The 26,939-nt window shown below is 71.1% G+C and carries 26 protein-coding genes; 9 read left to right on the forward strand and 17 right to left on the reverse strand.

Going from position 1 to position 26,939, the window contains the following annotated elements; translation table 11 throughout:
* Window positions 1-62: 62 nt before the first annotated feature.
* A complete protein-coding gene (locus tag J4573_RS20585; protein ID WP_208257400.1) occupies window positions 63-1,439 on the forward strand; it encodes an MFS transporter in 1,377 nt (458 codons plus the stop codon).
* 60 nt (window positions 1,440-1,499) lie between these two features.
* Window positions 1,500-2,027 (forward strand): DUF6939 family protein, encoded by a 528-nt coding sequence (locus tag J4573_RS20590; RefSeq protein ID WP_208257401.1) that lies wholly within the window; start codon window positions 1,500-1,502, stop codon window positions 2,025-2,027.
* Between the two features lie 44 nt (window positions 2,028-2,071).
* Here the strand turns inward: J4573_RS20590 and J4573_RS20595 are convergent, their stop codons facing one another.
* Together J4573_RS20595 and J4573_RS20600 are read right to left on the reverse strand one after the other, a co-directional pair.
* Complete coding sequence (locus J4573_RS20595; protein WP_208257402.1) at window positions 2,072-2,983, reverse strand: LysR family transcriptional regulator; 912 nt, start codon at window positions 2,981-2,983, stop codon at window positions 2,072-2,074.
* 164 nt (window positions 2,984-3,147) lie between these two features.
* Window positions 3,148-3,957, reverse strand: a complete 810-nt coding sequence (locus J4573_RS20600) for a hypothetical protein (RefSeq protein ID WP_208257403.1) — start codon at window positions 3,955-3,957, stop codon at window positions 3,148-3,150.
* 198 nt (window positions 3,958-4,155) lie between these two features.
* Between J4573_RS20600 and J4573_RS20605 the strand changes: the two genes are divergently transcribed.
* From J4573_RS20605 to J4573_RS20615, 3 genes are all read left to right on the forward strand, one after another.
* Window positions 4,156-4,968 (forward strand): SigB/SigF/SigG family RNA polymerase sigma factor, encoded by an 813-nt coding sequence (locus J4573_RS20605; protein WP_243773326.1) that lies wholly within the window; start codon window positions 4,156-4,158, stop codon window positions 4,966-4,968.
* A gap of 81 nt (window positions 4,969-5,049) precedes the next feature.
* Entirely contained in the window at window positions 5,050-6,021 is a 972-nt protein-coding gene (locus tag J4573_RS20610) for a TIGR03557 family F420-dependent LLM class oxidoreductase (RefSeq protein WP_208257404.1), read from the forward strand.
* A gap of 2 nt (window positions 6,022-6,023) precedes the next feature.
* The gene (locus J4573_RS20615) at window positions 6,024-7,037 is read left to right on the forward strand and encodes an SDR family oxidoreductase (RefSeq protein ID WP_208257660.1); all 1,014 of its coding nucleotides are present in this window, start codon (window positions 6,024-6,026) and stop codon (window positions 7,035-7,037) included.
* A gap of 10 nt (window positions 7,038-7,047) precedes the next feature.
* Here J4573_RS20615 and J4573_RS20620 read toward each other — a convergent pair whose 3' ends face one another.
* Entirely contained in the window at window positions 7,048-8,796 is a 1,749-nt protein-coding gene (locus tag J4573_RS20620) for a glycoside hydrolase family 15 protein (RefSeq protein ID WP_208257405.1), read from the reverse strand.
* Window positions 8,797-8,894: 98 nt separating this feature from the next.
* Between J4573_RS20620 and J4573_RS20625 the strand changes: the two genes are divergently transcribed.
* Together J4573_RS20625 and J4573_RS20630 are read left to right on the forward strand one after the other, a co-directional pair.
* Window positions 8,895-10,700: a thiamine pyrophosphate-requiring protein gene (locus tag J4573_RS20625; RefSeq protein ID WP_208257406.1), complete on the forward strand. Its 1,806-nt coding sequence runs from the start codon at window positions 8,895-8,897 to the stop codon at window positions 10,698-10,700.
* A 10-nt stretch (window positions 10,701-10,710) separates the two neighbouring features.
* Window positions 10,711-11,811, forward strand: a complete 1,101-nt coding sequence (locus J4573_RS20630; RefSeq protein WP_208257407.1) for an enolase C-terminal domain-like protein — start codon at window positions 10,711-10,713, stop codon at window positions 11,809-11,811.
* A gap of 10 nt (window positions 11,812-11,821) precedes the next feature.
* Here the strand turns inward: J4573_RS20630 and J4573_RS20635 are convergent, their stop codons facing one another.
* The 13 genes from J4573_RS20635 to J4573_RS20695 all read right to left on the reverse strand — a co-directional run bounded on the left by J4573_RS20635 (window position 11,822) and on the right by J4573_RS20695 (window position 24,820).
* Window positions 11,822-14,698 (reverse strand): FAD-binding and (Fe-S)-binding domain-containing protein, encoded by a 2,877-nt coding sequence (locus J4573_RS20635; RefSeq protein WP_208257408.1) that lies wholly within the window; start codon window positions 14,696-14,698, stop codon window positions 11,822-11,824.
* A 20-nt stretch (window positions 14,699-14,718) separates the two neighbouring features.
* Window positions 14,719-16,476, reverse strand: coding sequence for a complex I subunit 5 family protein (locus J4573_RS20640; RefSeq protein WP_208257409.1), 1,758 nt, complete (start codon window positions 16,474-16,476; stop codon window positions 14,719-14,721).
* On the reverse strand, window positions 16,473-16,832 hold the full coding sequence (locus J4573_RS20645) for an NADH-quinone oxidoreductase subunit K (protein ID WP_243773327.1): 360 nt from the start codon (window positions 16,830-16,832) through the stop codon (window positions 16,473-16,475). The genes J4573_RS20640 and J4573_RS20645 overlap by 4 nt, the downstream gene beginning before the upstream one ends.
* A complete protein-coding gene (locus J4573_RS20650) occupies window positions 16,829-17,512 on the reverse strand; it encodes an MnhB domain-containing protein (RefSeq protein WP_208257410.1) in 684 nt (227 codons plus the stop codon). Before J4573_RS20650 ends, J4573_RS20645 begins: the two co-directional genes overlap by 4 nt.
* Window positions 17,513-17,519: 7 nt before the next feature.
* Window positions 17,520-17,768: a Na(+)/H(+) antiporter subunit B gene (locus J4573_RS20655; RefSeq protein WP_307796745.1), complete on the reverse strand. Its 249-nt coding sequence runs from the start codon at window positions 17,766-17,768 to the stop codon at window positions 17,520-17,522.
* Window positions 17,769-17,777: 9 nt separating this feature from the next.
* Window positions 17,778-18,059 carry a monovalent cation/H(+) antiporter subunit G gene (locus tag J4573_RS20660; RefSeq protein ID WP_208257411.1) on the reverse strand — a complete coding sequence of 94 codons (282 nt, stop codon included), beginning with the start codon at window positions 18,057-18,059 and terminating at the stop codon, window positions 17,778-17,780.
* Window positions 18,056-18,301: a monovalent cation/H+ antiporter complex subunit F gene (locus J4573_RS20665; RefSeq protein WP_208257412.1), complete on the reverse strand. Its 246-nt coding sequence runs from the start codon at window positions 18,299-18,301 to the stop codon at window positions 18,056-18,058. The genes J4573_RS20660 and J4573_RS20665 overlap by 4 nt, the downstream gene beginning before the upstream one ends.
* Window positions 18,298-18,729 (reverse strand): hypothetical protein, encoded by a 432-nt coding sequence (locus J4573_RS20670; protein WP_208257413.1) that lies wholly within the window; start codon window positions 18,727-18,729, stop codon window positions 18,298-18,300. The genes J4573_RS20665 and J4573_RS20670 overlap by 4 nt, the downstream gene beginning before the upstream one ends.
* Before the next feature lie 18 nt (window positions 18,730-18,747).
* Entirely contained in the window at window positions 18,748-19,077 is a 330-nt protein-coding gene (locus J4573_RS20675; protein WP_208257414.1) for a plasmid stabilization protein, read from the reverse strand.
* A gap of 67 nt (window positions 19,078-19,144) precedes the next feature.
* Window positions 19,145-21,730, reverse strand: coding sequence for a DUF4132 domain-containing protein (locus J4573_RS20680; RefSeq protein WP_208257415.1), 2,586 nt, complete (start codon window positions 21,728-21,730; stop codon window positions 19,145-19,147).
* A 39-nt stretch (window positions 21,731-21,769) separates the two neighbouring features.
* Window positions 21,770-23,083, reverse strand: a complete 1,314-nt coding sequence (locus J4573_RS20685; RefSeq protein ID WP_208257416.1) for an erythromycin esterase family protein — start codon at window positions 23,081-23,083, stop codon at window positions 21,770-21,772.
* Between the two features lie 94 nt (window positions 23,084-23,177).
* Window positions 23,178-24,428 carry an RNA polymerase sigma factor gene (locus J4573_RS20690; RefSeq protein ID WP_208257663.1) on the reverse strand — a complete coding sequence of 417 codons (1,251 nt, stop codon included), beginning with the start codon at window positions 24,426-24,428 and terminating at the stop codon, window positions 23,178-23,180.
* Window positions 24,425-24,820 (reverse strand): YciI family protein, encoded by a 396-nt coding sequence (locus J4573_RS20695; RefSeq protein ID WP_208257417.1) that lies wholly within the window; start codon window positions 24,818-24,820, stop codon window positions 24,425-24,427. The genes J4573_RS20690 and J4573_RS20695 overlap by 4 nt, the downstream gene beginning before the upstream one ends.
* A gap of 189 nt (window positions 24,821-25,009) precedes the next feature.
* Here J4573_RS20695 and J4573_RS20700 point away from each other — a divergent pair, with 189 nt between their 5' ends.
* Window positions 25,010-25,906, forward strand: coding sequence for a TIGR03619 family F420-dependent LLM class oxidoreductase (locus tag J4573_RS20700; protein ID WP_208257418.1), 897 nt, complete (start codon window positions 25,010-25,012; stop codon window positions 25,904-25,906).
* A gap of 6 nt (window positions 25,907-25,912) precedes the next feature.
* On the opposite strand, the gene J4573_RS20705 is transcribed toward J4573_RS20700, so the two are convergent.
* The gene (locus J4573_RS20705; RefSeq protein ID WP_307796747.1) at window positions 25,913-26,791 is read right to left on the reverse strand and encodes an NAD(P)H-binding protein; all 879 of its coding nucleotides are present in this window, start codon (window positions 26,789-26,791) and stop codon (window positions 25,913-25,915) included.
* On the opposite strand from J4573_RS20705, the gene J4573_RS55420 reads away from it, so the two are divergent.
* The gene (locus tag J4573_RS55420; protein WP_279575533.1) at window positions 26,784-26,912 is read left to right on the forward strand and encodes a hypothetical protein; all 129 of its coding nucleotides are present in this window, start codon (window positions 26,784-26,786) and stop codon (window positions 26,910-26,912) included. The two genes, J4573_RS20705 and J4573_RS55420, sit on opposite strands and share 8 nt — an antisense overlap.
* Window positions 26,913-26,939 lie beyond the last annotated feature (27 nt).

Here is a 26,939-nt window from a genome sequence, read left to right on the forward strand (position 1 = left end):
CGGCTTATAGTGGGCTCCACAACTCGTACATGTGAGTACGAGTTATGGAGATGGAGGACCAGATGGTTCAGGAGGCGGAACGGACCGCACACCCGGCGCGGTGGCGGATCCTGGGGTTTCTCGGCATCGCGCAGCTGATGCTGATCCTCGACGTGACGGTGGTGGCGATCGCGCTGCCGCATATCGAGGCCGACCTGGGGCTCAGCCGTCAGGCGCTGACATGGACGGTGAGCGCTTACACGCTGACGTTCGGCGGGCTGATGCTCCTCGGCGGGCGGCTCGCGGACCTGCTGGGCGCCAAGCGGGTCATGCTCACGGGACTGCTGCTGTTCACGGTGGCCTCGTTGGTCACCGGGCTCGCCGAATCGGCGGGCGTGCTGGTGGGCGGGCGTGTCGGACAGGGCGTCGGCGCCGCGATGATGTCACCGGCGGCGTTGTCGCTGGTGGTCGCCCTCTTTGACGGGGATGAACGGAACAAGGCGCTCGGAGTGTGGTCCGCGCTCGGGGGCGGGGGCGCCGCCTTGGGCGTACTGCTGGGCGGGCTGCTCACGGCGGGTCCGGGGTGGCCGTGGGTGTTCTTCGTGAACGTGCCCATCGGGATCGTGATCGCGGTGGTGCTGGCGGTGCTGCTGCCGTCCGGGGGCGGCGTGCCTGGTGAACGGCCTCGGCTGGACGTGCTCGGGGCGGCGCTGGTGACGGCCTCTTCGGCGGCGGTCATCTACGCGCTGATCGCTGCGGGCGAGAAGGGGTGGCTCACGCTTCTGACGGGAGTGCTGCTGCTGGCGGCGGCCCTTGGCTACGTGCTGTTCGTGGCCTGGCAGCGGCGGGCCCGGTCGCCTCTGATGGACGTACGGCTCCTGGCCAGGCGACCGGTGGCGACCGGGGCGTTCCTGATCCTGATGGCGACCGCCCTGATGATCGCGGTGTTCTTCCTGGGGACGTTCTACTTCCAGCACGCTCGCGGCTACAACGCCTGGCAGACGGGCCTGCTGTTCCTGCCGGTGGCGCTGGCGACGATGATCGGCGCGGACATGACGGGCCGCGTGATCGGCCGTGTGGGCGGACGCCTCCCGGCGCTGGCGGGGCTGGTGCTCGCGGCCGTTGGAATGGCCGTTCCCGCAGTGTCGATGCATCCCGTGACGGTGGTCGTCGGCGTGGCGGTGGCGGCAGCAGGGACCGGCGCGATGTTCGTCGTGGCCTCGGCGACCGCCCTCGGGCAGGTCTCGCCGCACGAGGCGGGCATCGCGTCCGGCATCGTCAGCACGTTTCACGAACTGGGCGCCTCGCTGGGCGCGGCCGTGGTGTCGAGCGTCGCGGCGGCGAGCCTGATCGGAACGACCCTGGACGGCTTCACCCGGGGCTTCACGGTCGCGGCGATCTCCTCTGCCGTCGCCGCCGCCATCGCGACCGCCCTCACACCCGGACGGCCGCGTGGTTGACCGCGCGGGTAAGTCTCAGTTTGAGATGAACTGTCGGCCCCGCGTTGGGAGGCTCCGTGCATGTCCCTCCACGTCGCGAGCCGCCGCCGCAGGAACCTCCGCCAGGACTTCCCCGACGCACTGATCCTCGATGTGACGTCCCGGGCGGCCGAGCCCTGGGTCCGCCTCAGCCCGTTCTACCCGCACGGAGGCATCCCCGTGCCCGGCCACCCGGATCTGACGTCGGAGTCCGTCGAGGGCGTCTGGCAGGCGTTGAAGGTCTTCACCGACGAGGAGGAGGACTTCAGCAAGCTGGACGTCACGACGATGAAGGGGATCAAGCGCACGGTGCGGCGGCTCGGGCCGCCGCTCGGGCACCGGCTCGGCGAGCGGCTGCTTGGGTACGAGGAGGCTCGGCGCGTCGTCTACCTGCCGACCTACCGGTGGGTGCTCGACCACAAGGTCACCGAGCTCGTCGCGGAGCTTCGCGAGCTGAGTCAGAGGCGGGCCGTCGTGCTGCTCGATTACACGACCAACGGGGACGTGGCCGATCTGCGGACTCCGCTCTCGCATGCGGCGCTCGTCGTGCAGCGCGTTCGGGAGCTCTGACGGGCGCCCAGCCCTCCGGCCGGCGGCCGGCTCCCGCGCGGGTGTCAGCCGGACGTGGTGGTGTGGTCGTGGGCGACGGCCGCGAGGACCTGGGCGAACGCCTCGAGCAGTGGCGTCCGGGCGCCGTCCAGGTGCACCAGGCCCCACTCGATCATGGGGAAGTCGCTGATGGGAACGGTCGCCAGCCGTGGGTGACGGTGGTACGACATGCACTGGTCGCCGAAGATGAACGCACCCTGACCGAGCGCGATGAGCGCGAGCGCCTGGTGCACCGACGTCGCCACCGGGCCGCGCGGGATCGGGACGCCGCTCGGGGTGGCATCGGGGCAGCGCGCCCGTATCCAGGCCGCCGGCATGGTCGGCGCGCTCAGCAGCCGGACGGCCGCGAGGTCCTCCGGCGAGACGCTCTCACGGCCCGCGAACGGATGGTCGGCGTTGACGACGAGCATCGCCCGTTCCTGGAGCAGGACCGGCCCGATGGTGACGTCCGGCTCGTCCAGGGGGTAGCCCGCGCACATCACGTCCACATCGCCGTCGCGCAGGGGCTGCAGCGCGTCACCGGCCAGGAGCTCCTGCGCGATGACCTGGGTGCCGGGCTGCATCATGTGCAGCGTCTCCGCCGCCTCGACGAAGACGTGACCCCACAGCGCGTTGATGTAGCCCACACGCAGCGTGCCGCTGACGCCGCGCGCGGACGCCGCCGCGCTCTCGAGCGCGTCGCGGATGCCCTGGTAGTGCGGGTGCAGGTCGGCGTGCAGCTTCCGGCCGAGGTCGGTGAGCGCGACCCGGCGGCTGGTGCGCTCGAACAGCGCCCCGCCGACGCGCCGTTCGAGCGCGCGGATCAGCTGGCTGACGCGCTGCGGCGTGACCTGACGGCGCCTGGCCGTACGGCCGAAGTGCAGCTCCTCGGCCAGGATCAGGAACGTCTCCAGCTCCCCCGGTTCGACAAGCGGCATTGGATGATCATAAACAAAAAGCGTGTCGATACCCGGCGCAGACCTTGGAATCCTCTATCGGGACCACACGGGACGTGGGCGAGGGCCTCCGCCCCTCAGCCCACCCGAAGGCCGGGGCGGCTCCTCTTACCTCCCAGGAGACCCGCCTCGGCCTCGGCCGTTCCTCAGCAACCGGACGTGGTGCTGATCCTGATGGTGGTCGCCCCTTTGACGGTGTTCGAGTCGTTCGGCCGCTCCACCTGATCTTCGGGTGGCATGGCGGGCGGAGGTGCCTGAACGCCGAAGTCGGAGAAGCTGTCGAGGCCGGTGACGCTCAGGGCCTTCCAATCGCCCTCGTTCTGGGGCCCGGGATACAGCACCCGGCGGTCATAGCGGACGAGGCTTCCGGTCCGATCGTCGATGTAGAGGTCCATGGCCGTCACCGAGGAGAAGCATCCCGGCTTGGGCATGGCGAAGAGGGTCCGGTTTCTCAGCGTGTCGACCAGTCCTTCGAAGCGGTGCGCCGGAACGCCGCCGAGCCGGACGGCCCCTTTGTCTCTCACATACGTCAGAACCTTCTCGTGGCCGGTCCAGCTGTTCCACTGGTAGTTGTCGGTGGCCAGCCACCGGCCGGTGGAGAAGGCCGGGGTGTACTGGAGCCTGCCCAGCAGGATCATGTCGACCGGCTGGGTCGAGGGGCGGCCGTCGGTGTTCACACTGGTGGAGGTGCCGGTGAACCGGCCGCTGTGGGTGCGGAAGTCCAGAACGCCGCTGGAGCTCTGCCGGGAGGAGATCGGCTGCGACCTGAAGGTGCCGGACATGCGCGTGGAGGACGTGAGGCGGGCGGTGCTGCGGTGGTCCACCCAGTCCCGGAACGCGGCGAGCGCGTGCCGTTCCATCGGCCCCGCGTGCGGTACGTACTCGCCATGCCCGCCGTCGGCCGTGACCAGCATCAGCACCGGCAGGACCGCCACCGCGGCGACGCCGTTGCGCATCCTCGTGCTCCCTCCCGGGCAATCGGACGATCATGACAGAGATGCGGCGCGGGTGTTGGTCTGCTCACAGAACGGCGCATCTCGCCCGGCGATTTTGCAGAACGGCCACCGCGACGCATAGTGAGAGGAGGTGGGCTCCGGCTGGAGCCCATCCGGGGCTGGAATCGGATCTTCGCCGCCAGTCCCTCAAGGGAGCGGATGATGATTCCGCACGCCGACACCCCGGCAAGACCCCGGACCGCCAACACCGACCGTTACCGCGACGGCTCCGCCGAGCAGTTGCTGGGCGAGATGAGCGCCTCCGCCACCGGAACGGTGCGCCGCGAGGACATCCGGACCGAGCTGGCCACCCTCCACGCACCCATCGTTCACAAGATCGCCGTTCGCTACGCCCATCGCGGCGAGCCCATCGACGACATCGAGCAGGCCGCCTACCTCGGCCTGGTCAAGGCCATCAACAACTTCGACCCCGGCATCGGCGACCGCTTCATCAGCTACGCGGTGCCCGTCATGCAGGGCGAGGTCAAGCGGCACTTCCGGGACAGGACGTGGGCGATCCGCGTCTCCCGCCGGCTTCAGGAACTCCGCGCCGAGCTCAACAAGACCCGGCAGGACTTCATGCGCGACCACAGCCGTTCCCCCACGGTCGCCGAACTGTCCGTCGCGCTCGGCATCAGCGAGGAGGAGACCGTCGAGGTCATCTCGGCCTCGGAGGCCTACAGCCCGAGCTCGCTGGACGCGCCGGTGAGCGACGAGGGCGACGCCGCGACCCTCGGCGAGACCCTGGGGGCCGAGGACCCGGAGCTGCAGCACGTCGTCGACGGCGAGGCACTGGCCCCGCTGCTGGACGAGCTCCCCGAGACCCAGCGCACCGTGGTGCTGCTGCGGTTCTACGGAAACCAGACCCAGGCGCAGATCGCCGACCAGGTCGGCTGCTCGCAGATGCACGTGTCGCGGCTGCTCAGGCGCACGCTGGAACGCCTCCGCCAGGGCCTGCTCGCCGAGCGGTGACCCACCGCCGCCGCCAGGCGGTCGGCACGCGGCAGATTGAGCCCTTCTTCTCGGGTAGGGGCCGCGGGAAGGAGGGAAACGATGATCAAACTCGGATACTTCCTCTCCAGCGAAGAGCATTCGCCCGCCGAGCTCGTGCGCCAGGCCGAGCTGGCCGAGCTCGCCGGCTTCGAGGGGCTGTGGATCTCCGACCACTTCCATCCCTGGCTGGACGAGCAGGGCCAGAGCCCGTTCGTCTGGTCGATGATCGGGGCGATCGCGCGGACCAGCTCGCTGCCGATCACCACCGCCGTGACGTGCCCGCTGGTGCGCACGCACCCGGTGGTCGTCGCGCAGGCGGCGGCGACCAGCGCCGCGCTCTGTGAGGGCGGGTTCCGGCTGGGCGTGGGAACCGGCGAGGTGCTGAACGAGCACGTGACCGGGTCGGCCTGGCCGCCTGCCGAGGAACGGCTGGAGATGCTGGAGGAGGCCGTCGAGGTCATCCGGCGGATGTTCACCGGTGCGCTGGTCACGCATCGCGGCGAGCACTACACGGTCGACACCGCACGGCTCTACACGCTTCCCGAGCGGCCACCGCCGATCTACATGTCGGCGTTCGGCGAGAAGGCCGCGCGGACGGCGGGCCGGGTCGCCGACGGGCTCATGTCGATCGCGCCCGACTCGGGCCTGGTGAACGCGTTCGAGCAGGCGGGCGGCCAGGGCAAGCCCGTCCAGGGCGGGCTGAAGGTCTGCTGGGGCGCGGACGCCGCCGAGGCGCGGGCGACGGCCCTGCGGAACTGGCCCAACGACCATCTCCCCGGGGAGGCCGCGCAGTTGCTGCCGCTCCCCCGGCATTTCCGCCAGCTCTCGCAGCTGGTGACCGAGGAGATGGTCGCCGAGCAGGTGCCGTGCGGCTCCGACGCCGACGCGCACATCAAGGCGATCGAGCAGTTCGCCGACGCGGGCTTTGACGAGATCTACGTCAGCCAGATCGGCCCCGGCACCCAGGAGGGCTTCTTCGGCTTCTACGCCGAGCATGTCCTGCCCCAGCTGCGCAAGAAGGGCTTCTCATGACGATGGAGCAGCAGGTCGACCAGCAGGTCGTGGTCATCACCGGAGCCAGTGGCGGCATCGGCCGGGCCACCGCTCGCGAGTTCGGCGCGCGCGGCGCGAAGGTGGGCCTGATCGCCCGCGGTGAGGCCGGGCTGCGCGCGGCGGCGGGCGATGTGAGCGCGGCGGGCGGCGAGGCTCTCGTCCTGCCCGCCGACGTGGCCGACTACGAGGCCGTACGGGACGCGGGGCGGCGCGCGGAGGCCGAGCTCGGGCCGGTGGACGTCTGGGTGAACGTGGCGTTCAGCTCGGTTTTCGCACAGTTCACCGACATCGAGCCGGAGGAGTTCAAGCGGGTCACCGAGGTGTCCTACCTCGGGTTCGTGCACGGCACGCGGGTCGCGCTCGACCTCATGATCCCCCGGGACAAGGGGGTCATCGTGCAGACGGGATCGGCGCTGGCCAAGCGCGGCATCCCGCTCCAGTCGGCGTACTGCGGCGCCAAGCACGCGGTCCAGGGCTTCCACGAGTCGCTGCGCACTGAGCTGCTGCATCGCGGCAGCGGGGTGAAGACGACGATCGTGCACATGCCCGCGGTGAACACTCCGCAGTTCGAATGGCTGGTGTCGCGGCTGCCGGAGAACGCGCAGCCGGTGCCGCCGATCTACCAGCCCGAGGTCGCGGCCCGCGCGCTGGTGTACGCGGCGGATCATCCCGGCAAGCGGGAGTACTGGGTCGGCGGCAGCACGGTCGGCACCCTGCTGGCCAACAAGTTCGTTCCCGGGCTGCTGGACCGGTACCTGGCCCGTACCGGCTACGGCTCGCAGCAGACCGGCGAACGGCGTGACCCGGCGCAGCCGTCCAACCTCTGGAAACCCGCCGACCAGGAGCCCGGACACGACTATGGGGCGCACGGCTCGTTCGACGACAGGTCGCATCCGCGCAGCTACCAGCTCTGGATGGTCAAGCACCGCCGCAAGCTCGCCGTCGCGGGCGGCACCGCCCTCGGCCTGGTCGGATTGCGCGCGATGACCCGCTGAGAGACACCCTTCACCGGGCCAGGCGGGTGGCGCTCTCCAAGAGCAGGGCGTGCACGAAGGCCTGGGGGAGGTTCGCACGGAGCTGCCGCTGCTCGACGTCGTACTCTTCGGTGAAGAGCCCGCTGGTGCCGCATGCCGAGCGGATGCGCTCGAAGCAGCGCAGCGCCTCGGTGGTGCGGCCCTGCTGGCGTTCGGCGAGGGCCAGGAGGAAGCCCGCTAGCGAGAACGCGCCTTCAGCCTCGCCGAGCGGCCGGTCCCCGATCCGGTAGCGGTACACGAAGCCCTCCCGTACGAGCGACTCGCGCACCGAACGCAGGGTCGCCGTCACGCGCGGATCGTGCGGCGGCAGCGCGCCGCGGATGCCTGCCAGCAGCAGGGCGGCGTCGGTGCGGTCGTCGTCGGGCGCGCGCCGCCAGCCACCGGACGGGCGCAGCGACGTGCGGGTGGCCTCGGCGAGGATCGTGTTCGCGAGCCGATGCCACTCCAGGCGTTCGGCGGCCGTCGCGATCGTGTCGCCCGCGGCCCGCAGGCCCGCGACGCAGATCAGCCGGGAGTGGGTCCACTGCCGGTCCTCGGTCTCCCAGACGCCCGCCTCCGGCTCGTTCCGGCGCTCGGCGATGGCCTCCACCGCCGTACGCGCCGCCTGGGCCGCCGTACCACCGAGCCGTCCGGCGCGCTGAGCGGCGGCGAACAGCAGCAGCACCTCGCCGAAGACATCGAGCTGGAACTGCTCCGAGGCCCGGTTGCCGACGACGACGCGGTCGGCGCCCGGGTAGCCCGGCAGGTCGACGGCCCGTTCCTCCGGCACGCGTGCGCCCGTCGCCGTGTAGACGGGCCGCAGGCGGTGGCCGTCGGCGGCGATGCGTTCGCTGATGAAGCCGACCGCCGAGTCCAGCAGGTCGAGGCAGCCGCCATGCGCGGCCACCGCCTGACCGGCGTAGCACTGGTCGCGGATCCAGGCGTAGCGGTAGTCGTAGTTGCGTCCCGCCTCGGCGCGTTCGGGCAGGGACGTGGTGGCGGCCGCGACCATCGCTCCGGTCGAGGCGGTCAGCCCGGTGAGGACGGCGTAGGCGAGCTGCGCCTCGCGCGGGGCGATCGTGTCGTCGCACGCGGGCACACTCTTCAGCCAGGCGGTCTCGGTGGCTGCCCACAGCTCGGACGCGTTCAGCGGCCCGGTCTGCTCGCGGCCTGCCAGCTCCAGGACCAGGTCGTGGCTCTCGCCGTGCTTCAGGTCGATGACCAGCGTCAGGCGCTCCCCCTCTGGCTTGGACTCGCCCGCGCCCGTCCAGCGGATGTGAACGTCGCCACTGCGGGCGTGCCACACCCCGTCCGACTCGCGCAGGTCGTCCATCGTGTGCGCGCCGAACGCGGTCCGGACGTCCAGGTCGACCCGCACGCGGGCCGGACCTTCGACCGCCGTCACCCGGCGCAGCAGCACCGCCCTGTCCGGGCTCGCCGGCCGGGCGAGCGCCTCCCGGCACTCCACCACCACTCCCCCGTGATCACCGGCGATCCAGCGGCTGCGCCAGATCAGGCTGCGTTCCTCGTAATGCCCGCCCCACACGCGCCACTCGGTCTCCGGCCTGACCCAATAACCGCCCGAACCGCCGACCAGGGCGTCAAAGGCCGCCGGGGAGTCCCAGGACGGAAAGCACATCCAGGCGCAATCCCCGTCAGGGCCAAGAAGAACGGCACGTTCGCCATCCGCGACGACGGCGTACTCACGAAGCGCATGCGGACCGCTGTGCAACACACCCATCCAAGGCCCCTGCCCGATTTGACGCGGAACATAGGTACGTCCTCATTTCCTCGGGTAGGCGCCGAGTAAGGCCCGACAAGCCGAAAGGAGCACAGTCCATGGCATCGATGAACGTCGCCGACTATCTGCTAGCACGCCTGCGCGAATGGGAAATCGAAAAGGTGTTCGGCTACCCCGGTGACGGCATCAACGGGCTCTTGGCGGCCTGGGGGAAGACGGGCGACGACCCGAAGTTCGTTCAGGCCCGGCACGAGGAGATGGCGGCCTTCGAGGCGGTCGGCTACGCCAAGTTCACCGGCCGGGTGGGCGTGTGCGCGGCGACGTCCGGCCCCGGCGCCATTCACCTGCTGAACGGCCTGTACGACGCCAAGCTCGACCACGTCCCGGTGGTGGCGATCGTCGGACAGACCAACCGGACCGCCATGGGCGGCTCCTACCAGCAGGAGGTCGACCTGCTGTCGCTCTACAAGGACGTGGCCAGCGACTACGTGCAGATGGTCACCGTGCCGCAGCAGCTGCCGAACGTGCTGGACCGGGCGATCAAGGTCGCGATGGCCGAGAAGGCGCCGACCGCGATCATCATCCCGGCCGACGTCCAGGAGCTGGAGTACAGCCCGCCCGAGCACGCGTTCAAGATGGTCCCGTCCAGCCTCGGGATCGACTGGCCCGCGGTCGGTGCCGACGACGAGGCGATCCGCCGTGCCGCCGACGTGCTGAACGCCGGGAGCAAGGTGGCGATCCTGGCCGGGCAGGGCGCGCGCGGCGCGGCCAAGGAGCTCGAGCAGGTCGCGGACCTGCTGGGCGCGGGCGTCGCCAAGGCACTGCTGGGCAAGGACGTGCTGTCGGACGAGCTGCCGTACGTGACCGGCTCGATCGGGCTGCTCGGCACCCGCCCCAGCTACGAGATGATGAACGGCTGCGACACGCTCCTGACGGTCGGGTCGAGCTTCCCGTACACCCAGTTCATGCCCGGCCTGGACCAGGCGCGGGGCGTGCAGATCGACATCGACCCGAAGATGATCGGGATGCGCTACCCGAACGAGGTCAACCTCGTCGGCGACGCGGCCGCGACGCTGCGCGCGCTGATCCCGCTGCTGGAACGCAAGGACGACCGTGCGTGGCGCGAGGGCATCGAGGCGAACGTGACCCGCTGGTGGGAGACCGTCGGCATGGAGGCGATGGTCGAGGCCGACCCGATCAACCCGATGCGGCTGTTCCACGAGCTGTCCGAGCGGCTGCCCGACGACGCGATCGTCGCGGCCGACTCCGGCTCGGCGGCCAACTGGTACGCGCGCAACCTGCGCTTCCGCGGGAACGTGCGCGGGTCGCTGTCGGGCACCCTCGCCACCATGGGACCCGGCGTCCCGTACGGCATCGGCGCCAAGTTCGGGCACCCCGACCGGCCGGTGATCATCTTCGAGGGCGACGGCGCCATGCAGATGAACGGGCTGGCCGAGCTGCTGACCATCAAGCACTACTGGCAGGAGTGGGCGGACCCGCGGCTGATCGTCGCCGTCCTGCACAACAACGACCTGAACCAGGTCACCTGGGAGATGCGCGCCATGCAGGGCGCGCCGAAGTTCCCCGAGTCGCAGACCCTGCCGGACTGCGACTACGCGGCGTTCGCGGCGGGGGCGGGCCTGCTGGCGATCCGGGTGGACAAGCCCGACCAGATCGGCCCGGCGTGGGAGGAGGCGCTGGCCGCCGACCGGCCGGCGGTCCTGGACGTGCACGTGGACCCCAATGTCCCGCCGGTGCCGCCGCACGCGTCGTTCGAGCAGATGAAGGACGCCGCCGAGTCGCTGATCAAGGGCGACGAGGACCGCTGGGGCGTCATCAAGGAGGGCGTGAAGACCAAGGTCCAGGAGTTCCTGCCGCACCGGGGCGACAAGGCGCCCAAGTGAGGGCGTCCCGATGATCGACCCCGTCATCGGCTCGGTCACCACCGGCGTCTACGCCGTGCCGACCGACGCGCCGGAGGCCGACGGAACGCTGGCCTGGGACTCCACGACCATGGTCGTCGTGGAGGTCCGGGCCGGCGACACCGCCGGCCTCGGCTGGACCTACGGTTCGCCCGCGTGCGCGGCGGCCATCGACGACAAGCTCGCGGACGTCGTGCTCGGCCGCTCGCCGCTCGACGTCCCCGGGACCTGGGAGGCGATGGTCCGGGCGGTGCGGAACGACGGCCGCCCCGGCGCCATCGGCTATGCCCTCTCGGCCGTCGATGTCGCCCTGTGGGACTTGAAGGCCCGGCTGCTGGAGCTGCCCCTGCACCGCCTGCTCGGCGCCGTCCACGCCGACGTGCCCGTGTACGGCAGCGGCGGCTTCACGACCTACGACGACGCCCGGATGACCGAGCAGCTGGACCAGTGGGCGTCGGGCCTGTCGATCCCGCGCGTCAAGATCAAGATCGGTGAGTCGTGGGGCGGCGCCGCCACCCGGGATGTGGCGCGGATGCGCCGCGCCCGCGAGATCGTGGGCGACGACGTCGAGCTTTACGTGGACGCCAACGGCGGCTACTCGCGCAAGCAGGCGATCCGGGTGATGAACGAGGCAGCCGACCTGGACGTTCGGTGGTTCGAGGAGCCCGTCTCCTCCGACGATCTCGCCGGTCTGCGGGAGGTGCGCGACGCGGTCCGCGCCGACGTCACGGCAGGCGAGTACGGCTACGACCTGGTCTACTTCCAGCGGATGTGCGAGGCGGGGGCGGTGGACTGCCTGCAGGTGGACGTCTCCCGCTGCGGCGGCATCACCGAGTGGCAGCGCGCGGCGGCGGTCGCCGCCGCGCACGGGCTCCAGGTCTCCGGGCACTGCGCCCCGCACCTGCACGCCCACGTCGCCGCCGCCACTCCGAACCTCCGGCACCTGGAGTGGTTCCACGACCACACCCGCATCGAGAGCCTGTTCTTCGACGGCGTGCTGAACCCTGCGGGCGGGAAGATCAGGCCGCACCCCGACGCCTGGGGCCACGGCCTGACGTTCCGCCGCGCCGACGCGGACAAGTACCGGACCTGACCGCAGGCAGCTAGAGAAGCAGCTCGGCGAGGAGCTCGGCCAGATGAACGGGCTCGGCCGAGGTGCCCGCCTCGATCTGCGTACGGCAGGAGAAGCCGTCGGCCAGGATCCGCGTGTCGTCGCCGGCCTTCTCGACGGCAGGCCACAGCCCGAGAGCCGCGGCGCCGGTCGACACCTCGAAGTGGCCGCGTTCGAAGCCGAAGTTGCCCGCCAGCCCGCAGCATCCCTCGTCGAGCAGGTCCAGCTCCACGCCGACCTTGTCGAGCAGCTCGCGGTCGGCGTCGAAGCCCCAGATGGCGTGCTGGTGGCAGTGCTGCTGAGCCAGCGCCCGGACACCGGTGCCCGTCTGCGGGGCGACCTCCACCCGGTCCACGAGGGCCTCCGACAGCGACATGGTGCTGTCGGCCAGCCGCTTCACGTCGGGCTCGTCGGGCAGCAGGTCCGGCGCGTCCGATCGGAAGACTGCGGCGCAGCTCGGCTCCAGGACGACGACCGGGACGTCCGCGTGCAGCCTCGGCGCGAGCGCCCCGACCGTACGCTTCAGGACCCGTTGGGCGATGTTGAGCTGGCCGGTCGAGATCCAGGTGAGGCCGCAGCACAGCGCGGCCGGCGGCATCTCGACGCGGTAGCCGTGCGCCTCCAGCAGCCGTACGGCCGCCTTGCCCGCCTCGGGATGGAAGTTGTTGGTGAACGAGTCCGGCCACAGCACGACCCGGTCGCCCTTCGCCTGCCCGCCTGTCTCCTGCTCGCCCGTCCCCTGCTCGCCGCGTTCCTTGAACCAGTCGGTGAGGCGCTGTGAGGCGAAGCGCGGCAGGTCGCGGCGCTCGTCGACCCCTCCTGCCGCCTTGACGATCCGGCTCAGGCGCGGCGCGTTCACGACCTTGTTGACCGCGTTCGGCGCGACCGAGGCGAGCCTCGCCCAGAGCGGGAGCCAGCCCATCGAGTAGTGCTGCGGCGGCCGCGGGCGCCACCGGTAGTGGTGGGAGAGGAACTCGGCCTTGTAGGTGGCCATGTCCACGTTCACCGGGCAGTCGGTCTTGCAGCCCTTGCACGCCAGGCACAGGTCCAGAGCGTCATGGACCTCCGTGGAACGCCACCCGTCGGTGATCGTCTCGCCGCGCATCATCTCCATCAGGATCCGGGCGCGGCCCCGGGTGCTGTGCTCCTCCTCCCCCGTGACCCGGTAGCTCGGGCACATCACGCCGCCCGAGCTGGACCGGCACTGCCCGATGCCGACACAGCGCGAGGCCGCGTGCGTGAACCGGTGGCCGTCGTCCGGGAAGGAGAAGAACGTGACCGGCTCCCGCGGGTCGTAGTCCAGGTGGTCGAGGTTCTCGTCCAGCCGGTACGGATCGACGACCTTGCCGGGGTTCATCCGCCCTGCGGGGTCCCAGATCGCCTTGTAGCGCCCGAACAGGTCGACGATCTCGTCTCCGAACATCAGGCCCAGGAGTTCGCCGCGCGACTGACCGTCGCCGTGCTCGCCCGACAGCGACCCGCCGTACGAGGCGACCAGCCGCGCCGCACGCTCGACGAAGCGCCGGTAGGTCTCCACACCCTTGGGGTCTTCGAGGTCGAATGGGATGCGCGTGTGCACGCAGCCCTGCCCGAAGTGCCCGTAGAGCGAGCAGTGCTCGTAACCGAACTCGTGCAGCAGTGAACGGAAGTCTCGCAGGTAGTCGCCGAGCCGCTCGGGCGGTACGGCCGCGTCCTCCCAGCCCTCGTGCGTGTCGGGGTTGTCGGGCGGGTAGGCGGTGGCGCCGAGCCCGGCCTCGCGTACGCGCCAGACCTCCTCCTCGACCGAGGGATCGTCCAGGTAGGCCGTGTGCACCGGATGGTCGTCGTTCTCCCGTACGGCGTCGACCAGATGCTGCGCCCGCCGGTCGGCCTCTTCCTTGGAGTCGCCGCCGAACCGGACCATCAGCCACCCGGACCCGTCCGGCAGCTTGTCCAGCACGGCCGGCCCGGCGACCTGCTCGACCCGGGCCAGGTCGATCAGCTCATGGTCGAGCCCCTCCAGCGCGAGCGGCCGGTGCTCGGCGACGGTGGGGACCATGTCCCCGGCCGTGGCGATGTCGTCGTAGCCGAGCACGGCCAGCGACTGGTGCGGCGGAACGCGGAACAACTTGATCTCGGCCCTCAGCACGGTCACCAGCGTCGACTCGCTGCCGACCAGCGCCCGCGCCACGTTGAAGCCGTTCTCGGGCAGCAGCTGATCGAGGTTGTAGCCCGAGACGCGCCGCGGAATGTCCGGATACCGAGTCCGGATCAAGGCAAGCCCGTCGTCCCTGAGGTCGCCCAGCGCCCGGTAGATCTCGGCCCGCCGGCCTCCCGCGGCGAGGATCTGCTCGAACTCCTCGTCCGACGTCGGCCCCGCCCAGAAGCGTTCCCCGTCGTAGGTCAGCACCTCCAGCCGCAGCACGGAGTCGACCATCTTCCCGTACGCCTGGGCGGACGCGCCGCAGGAGTTGTTGCCGATCATCCCGCCGATCGTGCAGGTGTCGTGCGTGGACGGCCTGGGCCCGACCATCAGCTTCCGGTCGGCCAGTTCGGCGTTCAGGTCGTCGAGACAGGCGCCCGGCTCGACGATCACGGTGTCCCCGTCCACCTCCAGCAGCCGGTGGCAGTACTTGGACCAGTCGATCACCACACCGTGGTTGACGCACTGCCCGGCCAGGCTCGTTCCCCCGCCGCGCGACAGGACGGGCACGTCGTGCTCCCGGCAGACGCGCACCGTCTCGGCGCCCGCCTCGACACTCCTGGGCACCACCACCCCCACCGGCGTCTGCCGGTAGTTGGAGGAGTCGTGCGAGTAGGCGGCCAGAGAGCCCTGGTCGAAGCGCACCTCGCCGTCCACCCGCGCCTGGAGTGCCTGTTGGAGCGTCATGCGCCCCGCCTACCCGTGATTCACCGGAGAACGCACCCCGAGGCGGTCAACAGCGCGAGCACCGCCACCCCGGCGGTCAGCCAGGCCGCGTAGTCGCCGACGTGGCCCGAGTGCAGGTCGTGCAGGCGCTCCCTGACCCGCCGAACGACCGGCCAGGGGTGGCGAAGGCGCAACCCCCAAGCGGCCACGCCCGCGGCCAGGGCCAGCGAAACTGCTGCGGCGAGCAGGCTGTCGATCGTCCACGGATGCGGGCTCTCGGCGGCGCCAGCCGGTTGAACGCCGTGCAGAACGAGCGCTTGATAAGCCTTCGGGTCGGCGAACGCCTCCGCGGCCACCGCGAATCCGTGCCCCGGCAGCAGCCCGAGAACGAGCGCCCCGCCGAGCAGGACGAGCCCCGGGGCGAGCATCGTCCACGGAAGCTTGAGGAGCGGCGTACGCGTCTCCGGGTCCTCGTGCTCCTCGGAGTCCGCGACGGCCGCTCGCTGCCCCGCGCCGAGGAACACCCGCGCCCACACACGCAGCACGGCGCCCGCGGTCAGCGCGGACGCCAGCGCGGCGACAGGGATCAGCCACCACCAACCCGCCTCCAGCGACGCGTGCTCGATCAGCGACTTCCCGGCCCACATCCCCGAGGGCGGCAGGCCCGCCAGCCCGAGCGCACCGAGCAGGAAGACCGCACCGGTGAAGCGCATGTCCCGCCCACGGCCGTGCAGGTCCTGCTCGTCCACCGACTCGAACCGGTTGAGCAGCGCGCCCGCCCCGAGGAAGAGCGCGCCCTTCACTCCGGCGTGGCCGATGACGTAGAACGCCAGGCCGGTCAGGGCATGCGGCTGCGCCAGGGCCACGGCCGTCATCATCAGCCCGACATGGCTGATCGTCGAATAGGCCAGCAGCCGCTTGATGTGCCGCTGCATCACGCACATCACCCCGCCGAGCAGGGCCGCCGCGACGCCGAGCACCGCCAGGCCGCGCAGCGGCACCAGCCCGTCGAACACCGTCCAGTACGTGCGGGCCACGGCGTAGACGCCCAGCTCCACCATGATCCCGGAGAACAGGACGCAGACGGGGCTCGGCGCGACCGCGTGCGCGTCGGCGAGCCAGAAGTGGAACGGGACGACCGCCGCCTTGACGAGGAAGCCCGTGCAGATGAGCACGAACGCCGCCGTCGCCGGCGCGTCGTCGTGCCGGGGCATCAGCTCGCCCAGTTGGGCGAAGCCGAGCTGGCCCGTACGGGCGTAGATGATCCCGATACCGGCGAGCGTGAGATAGGCGCCGAGCGAGTTGACGATCCCGAAGTTGAGCGCGCCGTGCACGGTGGCCGGCTCCTCCGACCGGTAGCCGCACAGCACGAACGCGACCACGCTCATCAGCTCGAAGAACACGAACGCGTCGAACAGGTCGCCGGTGAAGGCGAACCCGCTCATCGCCGCCAGGAACAGCAGCATCAGCGTGTGGAAGATCGCGTGGACCTCGGTGAAGAAGCGCCAGGAGAAGACCAGTGCGGCCAGGGTCAGCACGGCGATGGTGAGCGTGAGCCCGGCGGCGAACGGGTCGGCGACCAGCGGGATCCCCACACCCGTCGCCGGTTTCCACCCGCCGAGCCAGGACACCTGGGGAGAGCCGGTCGACCGCGCCAGAACGACCGCCGCGAGCACCGTCACGGCGATCACCGCGGCCGTGGTGACCGCGTCGACCACCGGCCGGGGCAGCCAGCGGCCTCCGGCGGCCAGCAGTACCGCGATCCCGACCGGCAGGGCGATCAGCAGCTGGAGGATCACGGTTCGAGCGACCTCAGCGCGTCGGGATCGAGCGTTCCGCGCCGCCGGGCGACCAGGACCGTGAGCGCCAGCAGCAGCGCCGTCACGGTCGCGCCGACCACGATGTCGGTCAGCGTCATCGCCTGAACGACCGGATCGACCACCGGCCTGCTCCCGTGCTGCATGTCGGAGAACACCGGCGCCGTGGCGCCGTGCTGGTATCCGATCGCCAGCAGCAGGACGTAGGTGCCCGACTGCGTCACCGACAGGCACACGACCGCGTGAATCAGGTCGCGGCTGGTGACGATGCCGTACACGCCGATGAGCATGATCCAGACCGCGGCGAGGTAGGGCAGGTGGTCGATGACCTGGCTCATTCGGGGACCTCCCGGACGAGCAGGGCCTGATCGAAGAACTTGGCCACCAGCATCACCAGCGCGCAGCCGACCTCCACGCCCACCGCCACGTTCAGCGCGGGCACGGCACCCGCGGCGAGCAGGGCCAGCGCCACGAACGCCCCCGCCGCGATCGCCTCGCCCGCCTCGAACAGCGGGATCGGCCGCAGCCGCGCCAGCGCCGGATAGTCGCCGGTCAGGTAGATCAGATGGATCGCGGTGCCGAGCACGACGCCGCCCTGGAATCCCCCGCCCGGCGACAGATGACCGTGCGCGACGACGTACACGCCGGTCACCAGCGTGATCGGCAGGAGCACGACGCCGACCAGGCGCAGCGCGTCGAACACCTCGGCGGCACCGTGCCGGTGGCGGACGCCCGACTCGGTCTCCTCACGGCCGACCACGCGCAGCAGCACCACCGCGCCCAGCGCCGAGGCGAAGAGGATCAGCTCCTCGCCGACCGTGTCGAACGCCCGCTGGTCGAAGTTGATCGAAGAGATCACGTTGGGCGTCCGATGCAGTACCGCCTCGCGCACGGCCCGGTCGCCGTACGGGTGGAACGCGGCGCCGAAGTCGGGCAGCCGCAGCGCCCCGGCGACGAACAGCACCGCCGTCCCCAGCGCCCCGAAGGCGAACACCGCCATCCTTGCCCGGTGGCTCATCGGCGGCTCATCGATCCTCTCCGTGCCGCCGGGCCGCGTGCACGGCCAGCACCACGATCAGCGGCAGCACGACGGTGCCGACCGCCAGCTGGGACATCGCCACGTCGGGCGCCTGGACGACGACGAACAGCACCCCGAGGCTCAGCCCGTACGCCGACAGCACGATCGCCTGCCGCACCGGCTCGCGGGTCAGCGTCACCGCGGTCGCCATCACCACCACGAGCGCCAGGGCCGCGCCCAGCAGGACCTCACTCACGTGTTCTCCTCACCGCGCGTTCTTCCTCACCGCGCGCCCGGCCGTGACGACGGTCGCCGGGCCGGTCGCGACCAGCAGCGCGGCGATCAGCGCGAGCTTGGCCACGTCATGCCAGGACGACCACGAACGCAGCGCCAGGCCCACCGCCACCAGCGGCGCCGCGAGCACCGTGACCGGCGCGATCACGTGCAGCCGCGCGGCCGGGCCTCGGGTGAACAGCAACCGCACCCCGCACAGCACCGCGAGCCCCGCGCCCGCCCAGACCAGGACGGCGCCGACCGCCTCCCTCACAGCGTCCTCCCGAGGAACCTCGCGAAGACCAGCGAGCCGGCGAACGACAGCACCGCCAAGACCAGCGCCACGTCCAGGTAGGCCGGACGCCCGTAGGCCGCGGCCAGGACGATCAGCGTCAGGGTCACCAGCGGCCCCGCGAGCATCAGGCCCGCAAGCCGGTCGACCGGCCGCCCGTACATAGTCGTGAGCAACGTGGGAAGCAGCGCCCCGGCCAGCAGAACGATCGCCACCAGGGTCATGTCCCTCCCGCCAGCCGTTTCTCCAGGGCGGAAGGGCGTCCGTCCACCCGATGAAGGACCAGCCGCCCGCTCTCCGGGTCGGCCTCCCCCACGTACGAGGCGGGCGCCACCGAAACCAGAAGCGTGACCGCTCCCAGGCGCCCCTGTCCCATGCGCATCTCCCCCCAGTCGCCCTGCGGAGACCACAGGACGCGCACGGTGTCGCCAAGGATCTGCGGCGGCAGCCAGAGCAGCGCCTTGGGCGGTACGGACGAGGCGCCGGTGCGTTCAGCGGCCAGAACGCGCCGCGCCCCCATCGCCGCGGCCGCCCCGACCGCCGATCCGGTGGCCCCGACCACGAACTCGGTCAGCGAGATGGTCGACACCATCCCGAGATAGCCCGCGGTGAGTGCGACCCACCAGAGCAGCGCCTCGGCAGGACGATTCATGGCTCGTTCCGTCCGCCGTCAGGCGCCGAGCGCCTTCTCCAGCTGCGCCTTGGTCATCTTCGAACGGCCCTGGATGTTCTGCCGTTTGGCGTCGTTGTACAGCTGTTCCTTGGTGCGCCCGCGCGGACCGGACTTCCCTGACCGCTTGCCTCCGCGCCGCTGCGGAGAGATGTCCTTTGTCGAGGTTTTACTCTTCTGTTTCGCCTCACCCGACCGAGCGCGGTTCTTGTTGACCGTCCGAGCGGCGATCTCCTCGGCGCGTTCGGTGCTCGCGCCCCGTTCCTTCTGGCTCTTCTTGATGTCCTCGTACTGGCGTTCGCGCTTGTCGCTCCAGGCCTGTTGCGGCATTTCGGCCTCCCAGGTTGAAATGGCTCTCCCCTGCCCCGTTCCCCCGGGCACGAATTGAAACCGCTGGTCAGGTGGCGCTGCGGGAGAGGTCGTGGATGACTTCGCTCATGGTGACCGGGTCGACCTGGCCGAGGGGGACCGAGTCCTGGGGGACGTTGGCCGGGGAGGGGCCGGCCCAGAGGATGGAGATCTCCTGGTCCTCGCCTTCGCCGTACATGTAGTAGTAGAGGCCGGGGGTGAGGTTGGCGACGACGTGCAGGCCCGCGGGGTCGCGGCGGGACAGCCATGAGCCGGAGAACTCGCCGTTGGCGTGCAGGGACTCCCAGCGGCCTTGAGAGTGGCCCTTGGCCTTGCCGTAGGAGAGCGTGAGGCCCTCGCAGCGGGTGAGGCGGCGCGCGGAACGCTCGTCGTCGGTGAGCCGGTAGACGGGGCGGCCGAGCTGCTCGAACGGTTGCAGGATCTCGTAGTCGGCGAACAGCTCCACCCAGGCGTCGAGGTCGTCCAGCACGATCGGGTGGGCGATGCCGATGCGGCCTTCGGGGGTGAACGGGTCGTCGTTGACGTCGGCGTACGTGCGGTCCTCGGCGATGCGGAACGCGGTGCCGCCGTCGGTGATCCAGACCAGGCGGCGGACGATGTGGCCCATCAGGGGGTGGGTGACGAAGAGGGCGTGGAAGTCGTCGGGCGTCCAGGTGCGGCGGGTGGTCATGGCGTTTTCGAGGCGTTTGATCTCCTGGTCGGCGATCGTCCGCAGGTCCTTCTTGAGGCCGGTGAACAGGGCGTGGGCCGCGGCGGCGAGCGCCGGGTCGTCCTTGGGGCCGGGCTTGGGGGCGCTCTTGCGGACCTTGCCGTTCGGCTCCACGACGAGGGGCGCGAGCTGCTCGTTGAACGTCACGGTGAACTGGCGCGGCCCGTAGTCCAGGACCAGCGTTCCGCGTGCGTCGAGGCCGAAGTCGGGGACGGCGCGGTCGGCGAGGGCGTCCGGGGTGATGCCGCGGGCGGCGGCGATCTCGTCGATCTTCTGGGCGGCCTTGGCCTTGAGGCCCTTGTACCGGCCGCCGCGGGTCAGCTCGAACAGGTGGGTGAGGGCGACGTCGGAGCCGATCCGGGCGAGGACCTCGAGCGCGGCGGTGGCGCGTCCGGCGCGGCCCTCGCCCGGCCAGTGCTTCATCAGCGGGCTGAGCCGCCGGACGGTGGTGTCGTCGCCGATCAGGCCGAGCTGCGCCAGCGCCCAGTTGTGCCGCGTGGGTCCGCCGAACGCGTGCCAGCGCTGGAAGACCGCCCAGGAGAACTCGGCCAGCGAGTGCCGGTCGCAGAACGCGCGGACCTCGGCGATCGCGGCGGCCTCGGCGGGCCCGGGTGACTTCTTGGCCAGGAGGGTCAGGAGGCGCCTGGTCGCGTCGGCGGGCAGTGCCCGGTCGCGGGTGCGGGTGAGGATCTGTGGGAGCAGCGCCGGGTCGACCCAGTCGACCTTCGCGCTGCGGGTGGGCTTGCCCCGCAGAACGGCGGGCAGGTCGTCGCAGTCGGGCGTGGAGTGGTCGGCGGGCCGCAGTTCGAGCACGAGCCCGGCCGCCTGGAGGCCCTTTGTCGTTCCCTGGCCGACCAGCGGAGCCAGCGCCCGGAGCGCGTGGTCCGGGTAGCGCCTGACCGCCTCATGCAGGGCGGCGAGCACGCGCTTCTCACCCATGTGGTCGAGGAGAACGGGGAAGACGGCCTCGTCGGCGATCTCCAGGACGGCTTTGAGGATGACGGGGTGCGTCTCGTCCGTTCCGGCGTCCATGTAGTCGTAGCCGATCGCCCTGCTGAACAGCGTGAGCGCGTCCGCGCCCAGCCCGTCGAGCAGGGTGCCGATCACGGCGGGGCTCACCGGGATCCAGCCGATCCGGCTCGCGTGCGCGGCGGTGGAGAGCGAGGCGAGCAGGTGCTCGTGATCGAGGACGCTCAGCCCCGACCAGTCGTCGAGCGTCTCGTCCGTCCAGGCCGTCTCGGTCGGGATCAGGTAGGAGGCCGTGCTGCGCTTCGGCACGTCGTCGCGGTGCGCCGCGATGCGCGCGACGACTTCTTGGTACTCGGCCTCGGGGGCCGCGGCGAGGAGCGTTCGGAGCCGTTTGACGACCTGGTCCTCGGCGATCCAGTGGCCCATGGTGAAGCGGGCCGTGGCGGCGGTGGTACGCCGGATCTCGCCGCGCCACCCCTTGGGCGGGCCGTCCGCGTAGGTGTAGGCGACCATCCGGATGACGCCGTCCGCGCTCGGCCGCACCGGCTCCGGTGCGGGACCGAGCGCGATGGAGGACGCCTCGGTGACCGCGCAGGCGGCGAACGCGAGCCCGTGGTCGAGCACCCAGGCGTCCAGGAAGGCCGCGGATTCGGCGCCGTCGGCCTCGTCGCGGTACTTCGCCACGACGGTCGCGGTCGCCGCCGCGCCGACCGGGTCGGGCTTACCGTCCAGCCATGCCCGCGTCGCCGCCGCCAGATCGGCGGGGGTGCGCTCGTGCTCCAGCATCTCCTCGACGATCGGACGCGCCGTGCGCTCCCATTCGCGTGCCCTGCGCGCGGCGTCCTCGTCCATGACGACCGCGGGCCCGGGAGCGCCGCCATGCCGGGGATGGATGTGCTCGCGCCACTCGACCAGAATGTCCGCCGTCTCGACCATGGCACCGCAACCTAGCGGCGACGCCCGACAATCCGGGCCTTAAAGCGGGTGCTGCGGAGTGATGGTCTGGCGGTGGACGATCGCGTCGTAGTACTGGCGCAGGCTGCCGCCCGTCCAGGTGGACGAGGGCACCCAGATGAGTCCGCGCGTGGTGGCCGGTGAGGTCAGCCAGGTGGTGACGGCGGGCGGCGCGGGTTTGCGCAGGTCGATCGCGTACTGGGCGTACGGGACGCGGCCGAGGGGGTGCTCGGCCCAGCCTTCCGGCGGCGGGGGCGCGGGGAGGGCCGGGCCGCCCGGGTCACCGGCGATCGAGCCGTGGTCGAACGTGAAGCCGATCGAGCGGTAGCGCTCCCCGTACCAGCGGCGCATGAACGAGCCGACGCCGGCGAACGTGATGTCGGGGCCGGGCGCCGCGCTGAGGCGGACGTGCGGGGCGTTGGCCGAGTGGGGCGCCGCCGCCCAGTAGACGACCTTGTCGTGGCTGAACGAACGCCACCAGCGCAGGTTCTGGGAGGTGTGCTCGTCGCGGTAGGCGTTGTTGTCCTTGAGGTCGTAGTGCTCGTAGAACGAGAGGATCTGGCGGGCCGCGTGCAGGGTCACCTCGTACCCGCGCCTATGAGGAAGCCTCTCGACGAGCGAATACAGCGCGCGGGCATGGGTGGCGAAGCGCTGCTTGTCGGCATCGCTCGCGTCCTTCCAAAGCCACTGGACGTAAGCGCCGATGTCGGCGGTCCAGGGGAGGATCGCCTCCACCTGCCGCTTGACCTCGGCGAGCCGATCCGGAGCGTTCTTCGCGGTGTAGGCCGTGACCGCGTCATAGGCCGACCGCTGCGTCGCGTAGTACTCCACGCCGAAGAAGCGCACCGGGTCGTGCGGATGCGCCTTGTTGAAGGAACGCAGCCAGTGCAGAACGTCCAGGACTTCTTGCGACTGCCAGTCGCCCTTCTTCAACAGCGCCGCCGGGTCTCTCTTGCCGGTCAGGATGTAGTCGTTGAGCTGAAGGCCCAGGGTCCAGTCCTCTTCCCATGCGATCGAACGGAAACCCATCCGCTCGACCAGCAGCCTCAGCACGCGATGCTTGAGCTTGGCCTCCTCGCTCGCGCCGTGCGTGGACTCGCCGAGCCCGACGATCGTCGCGTCCCCGATCGTGCGGCGCAGCGGAGCGAGGTCGGTCAGCGGCGCCCGCGGATCGATGGTGGACAGCGGCGTGGCGTTCCGCGTGATCCAGGACGCGACGGGCCGGGGCTCGGCGCTCGCCCCCGCGGCCGTGGCGGCGGTCGCGGTCGCGGTGCCGGTCAGGGAGGCCGCCGCGGCGACGGGCAGGGTGAACGCGACGATCCGGTGCGGACGCATCGGTGATTCCTCTCGTTTCGGCCAGTGAAAGCGATGAGAGAAACCGTCTCCGTTGTGTTCATGCCCGTGCGTCCCCCAAGGGGAGGCTCGTGGGCTACTCCCCCGGGCTTAGCCGGTCCGCGCTCCGCTGTAGGTAGCGCTGTTCGGGGACGCTGAGGGTGAGCCGGGCCGCGCGGCGGTAGTTGTCGTACGCGGCTGAACGATCCCCCGCCATCTCCTGCAGATGCCCCCGCACGGCGTACAGGCGATGGTGGCGGGCCATGCGGGAGTCATCGTCGAGAGGCTCCAGCAGCGCGAGCCCGGCCTCGGGCCCCTGCGTCATAGCGACCGCGACCGCGTGGTTGAGGGTGACCATCGGGTTCGGCGCGATCCGGCTCAGGATTTGATAGAGGATCCGGATCTGCTCCCAGTCGGTGTCCTCGACGCGCGGGGCTTCGTCATGGAGCACGGCGATCGCCGCCTGCAGCTGATAGGGCCCCAGGGACGAGGTGGCCATCGCTCCGGCGACCAGCGCGGTCCCCTCCGCGATCGCGGCTACGTCCCAGCGGCTGCGGTCCTGCTCCGCCAGCGGTACGAACGTGCCGTCCGGCGCGGCGCGGGCCGCCCGCCGGGCGTCGGTCAGCAGCATCAGCGCGAGGAGCCCGGCGATCTCACCGTCGTCGGGCCGGGACCGGTGCACCATGCGGGTGAGCCGGATCGCCTCCGCGGTGAGCTCGCCGCGCTGCAGGTCGGGGCCGGAGCTGGCGGCGTACCCCTCGTTGAAGATCAGGTAGAGGACGTGCAGCACCGCGCCCAGCCGCTGCGCCCACTCCCCCGCCTCCGGCATCGCGAACGTCGCGCCCGCGGCCTTGATCCGCTGCTTGGCGCGGCTGATGCGCGGCGCCATCGTGGCCTCGGGCACCAGGAAGGCCTGCGCGATCTCGGCGGTGGTGAGGCCGCCGACGGCGCGCAGCGTCAGCGCCACCTGGGACGCGGGCGTCAGCGCGGGATGGCAGCACAGGAACAGCAGCATGAGGGTGTCGTCGTGGTCACCCGGGTTCGTCCCGCCCGGCGCGGTCATCGCCTCGGCGTCGGGTGCCTCCCGTACGGCGGCGGTGACCTCGCGGCGCCGACGCGCCTGCTCGCTGCGCACCTGGTCGATGAGGCGGCGGGACGCGACGGTGATCAGCCACGCCCGCGGGCTGTCGGGAACGCCCTCGACCGGCCACTGCGCGGCCGCCGCGATCAGCGCCTCCTGGACCGCCTCCTCGCATTCCTCGAACCCGCCGTACCGGCGCAGGAGCGCGCCGAGGACCTGCGGCGCGTGCTCGCGCAGCAGGTCCCCGAGCCGGTCGGACGCGCTCAGCTGCCCGCCTCTCCCGGCCCGCCGTGCCCGCCGTACGTCTCCTCGAAGATCACCTGGCGCACCTCGATGCCGAGGCCCTCGACCCTGCTGTCAGGGATGAGCCCGGCGAGCTCCAGCGCGCGGTCCCTGCTCTCGCATTCGACCAGGTAGTAGCCGCCGAGGAACTCCTTGGCCTCCAGGTAGGGCCCGTCGGTCACCGCCGGGACGCCGCCGCGGGTCCCGACGACGGCGCTCTCGGCCGGGTCGGCCAGCGCGGCCGTGCTGATCATCTCCCCCGACCTCTTGATGGTCTCGATGAACGCGCCGTGGCCGCTCATCACCTCCTGGCGCTCCGCCTCGGTCAGCGCGTCCCAGATCGCCGGGTTCATGTGCATGATCAAAAGGAACTTCACGTCGTCTCCTCCATCGGTGCGATTCGGGGGTACGTCGGAGCCGATCCGGCGACCTTGACGTCCGGAGCGCGAGAAATCGCGAGAAGGACGCGAGGAGGCGCAAGAACGCGCCGCCGGCTCCGACCCATCCCCGAAGACGCGCCCTCACCTGGGCGTTCACGACCAACGACCGTCATCGGAGACTATGTCATGAGCCTGCCTCGCCTCGGCGTCACCCTCCAGCACCTCGGCCCGCACGCCGGTCCCGAGGCCATCGTCACCGTCGCTCAGGCGGCCGAACGGCTCGGCTTCCACTCGCTGTCGGTCAGCGACCGGCTGCTGCTCCCCGTCGGGCCGCACTGGGACAACGACGCGGGTGTGCCCGAGACCGCGGTGTGGGACACACTCCAGGTGCTCGGCTGGGCCGCCGCGCACACCGAGCGGATCCGCGTCGGCACGAGCATCCTCAACACGATCTTCCAGCCGCCCGCCGTCCTGGCCCGCACGCTGGCGACGCTGGACCGGCTGTCGAAGGGACGTCTGGACGTCGGGATCGGGCAGGGCGGCGGCACCCGGCTGCCGCCGTACTACATCCCCGAGGAGTTCACTGCGGCGGGAGTGCCGACCGCCCGCCGGGGCGCCGGGTTCGTCGAGCACGTGGCCGCGATGCGCGCCTGCTGGGCGCCCGACCCCGTCGAGTTCCACGGCGAGTACTACACGATCCCCGCCTCCAGGGTCGGCCCGAAGCCGTGGGGCGAACGCATCCCGCTGCTGTTCGGCGCGATCACCCAGGCGACGATCGAACGAGCCGCCCGCATCGGGGACGGCTTCATCACCACCGCCGTGAACTGGGACGACACTCGTACCCAGGTCCGCTGGTACCGGGAGGCCGGAGGCAGCGGCACAGTCGCGATCAACACGTTCACCGGCCCGCCCGGCACCGACGTCGCCACCCCCGACTTCCTCGACACCGTCCTGGCCAACCTCGACCGGGCGACAGCGGTCGGCGCCGACCAGATGCACATCGGGACCAACCTCATGGGCGTGAGTGCCGAACGGCAGGTCGAGCTCCTCGAAGCCCTCGCGGCCAAGCTCGACCTGGCCTAGCGCCGCTCAACTCCGGCGAAAGTCGGCCGCGTGATCCCGCGCCCACTGGGCGAACGTACGGGCGGGACGCCCGGTCACCTCGCGCGCGGTCGGCAGGGGCCCGGCGGCCGACAGATCGATCTCCGCCCGGTCGTCGGGCTCGGCCTCCGCGCCCGAGTACGTCTCGAAGCCCAGCAGGAAGTCGGCGTTCGCCGCCGCGAACCCGCCCTGCGCCCGGTAGATTGCGCGCGCCCGTTCCGGCGTGACCTGCTCGAACCGGGCCCCGCCGCCGAGCGCCTCGTCCAAGAGCGCGACCTGCTGCCGATGGCTGAGGAACTCCGGCCCGTTCAGCATGTACGCCCTGCCCGCGTGCCCGTCCTCCAGCAGCGCCGCGGTCGCGACGTCGGCGATGTCGTCCTCGTGCACCGGGCACCAGCTCGCCTCGGGGAACGGGTCGCGCACGACGCCCTCCGCGCGGATCGACGGCCCCCACAGCCAGAGCTTGTTCAGCATGAACTCGCCCGGCCGCACGTGCGTCCACTCCACGCCCGACGCCTCCACGGCCTGCTCGACGGGCAGATGGAAGTCGGTGTCGTACCCGCCCTCGACCGCGCCGGACGACAGCGTCACGATCCGCCGTACCCCCGCCGCCACGGCCATGCCAACGACCTCCTTGGCCGTGGCCGCGACGGGGAACAGGTACAGCCGTTCCACTCCCTCCAAAACTCCCCGCAACGACGCGGGCTCGGCCAGGTCTCCCGGCACGACGTTCACCCCGTCCGGCAGCAGCCGCGCCGCCTCCTCGGGCCGCCGGCTCATCGCCCGCACCGGCGTCCCCGCCTCAACGAGACGCGCCACCACGCGCCGCCCGATCTCGCCCGTCGCGCCGGTCATCAGGATGGTCACGGACATCTCCTCCAAGATCCGGATGACCCATCCTGAACATGCCCACAGCGCGGAAGCAAACGCGAACACCCTGTTCACATTCGCCTTTGACCTGCACGAACAGCCGATCGACGGCCCCTGAGAGAGCCGAAATTGATCGCCTCAGACG

Origin of the sequence: Actinomadura barringtoniae (assembly GCF_017573505.1) — a bacterium.
Taxonomy (GTDB): Bacteria; Actinomycetota; Actinomycetes; order Streptosporangiales; family Streptosporangiaceae; genus Spirillospora; species Spirillospora barringtoniae.

Bases quoted from the DNA above. Each gene is read 5' to 3' on its own strand.
- J4573_RS20625 (WP_208257406.1), top strand. From the start codon at position 8,895: ATGGCATCGATGAACGTCGCCGACTATCTGCTAGCACGCCTGCGCGAA.
- J4573_RS20595 (WP_208257402.1), bottom strand. From the start codon at position 2,983: ATGCCGCTTGTCGAACCGGGGGAGCTGGAGACGTTCCTGATCCTGGCC.
- J4573_RS20605 (WP_243773326.1), top strand. From the start codon at position 4,156: ATGATGATTCCGCACGCCGACACCCCGGCAAGACCCCGGACCGCCAAC.
- J4573_RS20610 (WP_208257404.1), top strand. From the start codon at position 5,050: ATGATCAAACTCGGATACTTCCTCTCCAGCGAAGAGCATTCGCCCGCC.
- J4573_RS20615 (WP_208257660.1), top strand. From the start codon at position 6,024: ATGGAGCAGCAGGTCGACCAGCAGGTCGTGGTCATCACCGGAGCCAGT.
- J4573_RS20680 (WP_208257415.1), bottom strand. From the start codon at position 21,730: ATGGTCGAGACGGCGGACATTCTGGTCGAGTGGCGCGAGCACATCCAT.
- J4573_RS20630 (WP_208257407.1), top strand. From the start codon at position 10,711: ATGATCGACCCCGTCATCGGCTCGGTCACCACCGGCGTCTACGCCGTG.
- J4573_RS20670 (WP_208257413.1), bottom strand. From the start codon at position 18,729: ATGAATCGTCCTGCCGAGGCGCTGCTCTGGTGGGTCGCACTCACCGCG.
- J4573_RS20665 (WP_208257412.1), bottom strand. From the start codon at position 18,301: ATGACCCTGGTGGCGATCGTTCTGCTGGCCGGGGCGCTGCTTCCCACG.
- J4573_RS20635 (WP_208257408.1), bottom strand. From the start codon at position 14,698: ATGACGCTCCAACAGGCACTCCAGGCGCGGGTGGACGGCGAGGTGCGC.
- J4573_RS20600 (WP_208257403.1), bottom strand. From the start codon at position 3,957: ATGCGCAACGGCGTCGCCGCGGTGGCGGTCCTGCCGGTGCTGATGCTG.
- J4573_RS20585 (WP_208257400.1), top strand. From the start codon at position 63: ATGGTTCAGGAGGCGGAACGGACCGCACACCCGGCGCGGTGGCGGATC.
- J4573_RS55420 (WP_279575533.1), top strand. From the start codon at position 26,784: ATGGTCACGGACATCTCCTCCAAGATCCGGATGACCCATCCTGAACAT.
- J4573_RS20675 (WP_208257414.1), bottom strand. From the start codon at position 19,077: ATGCCGCAACAGGCCTGGAGCGACAAGCGCGAACGCCAGTACGAGGAC.
- J4573_RS20620 (WP_208257405.1), bottom strand. From the start codon at position 8,796: ATGGGTGTGTTGCACAGCGGTCCGCATGCGCTTCGTGAGTACGCCGTC.
- J4573_RS20700 (WP_208257418.1), top strand. From the start codon at position 25,010: ATGAGCCTGCCTCGCCTCGGCGTCACCCTCCAGCACCTCGGCCCGCAC.
- J4573_RS20645 (WP_243773327.1), bottom strand. From the start codon at position 16,832: ATGAGCCAGGTCATCGACCACCTGCCCTACCTCGCCGCGGTCTGGATC.
- J4573_RS20590 (WP_208257401.1), top strand. From the start codon at position 1,500: ATGTCCCTCCACGTCGCGAGCCGCCGCCGCAGGAACCTCCGCCAGGAC.
- J4573_RS20650 (WP_208257410.1), bottom strand. From the start codon at position 17,512: ATGAGCCACCGGGCAAGGATGGCGGTGTTCGCCTTCGGGGCGCTGGGG.
- J4573_RS20685 (WP_208257416.1), bottom strand. From the start codon at position 23,083: ATGCGTCCGCACCGGATCGTCGCGTTCACCCTGCCCGTCGCCGCGGCG.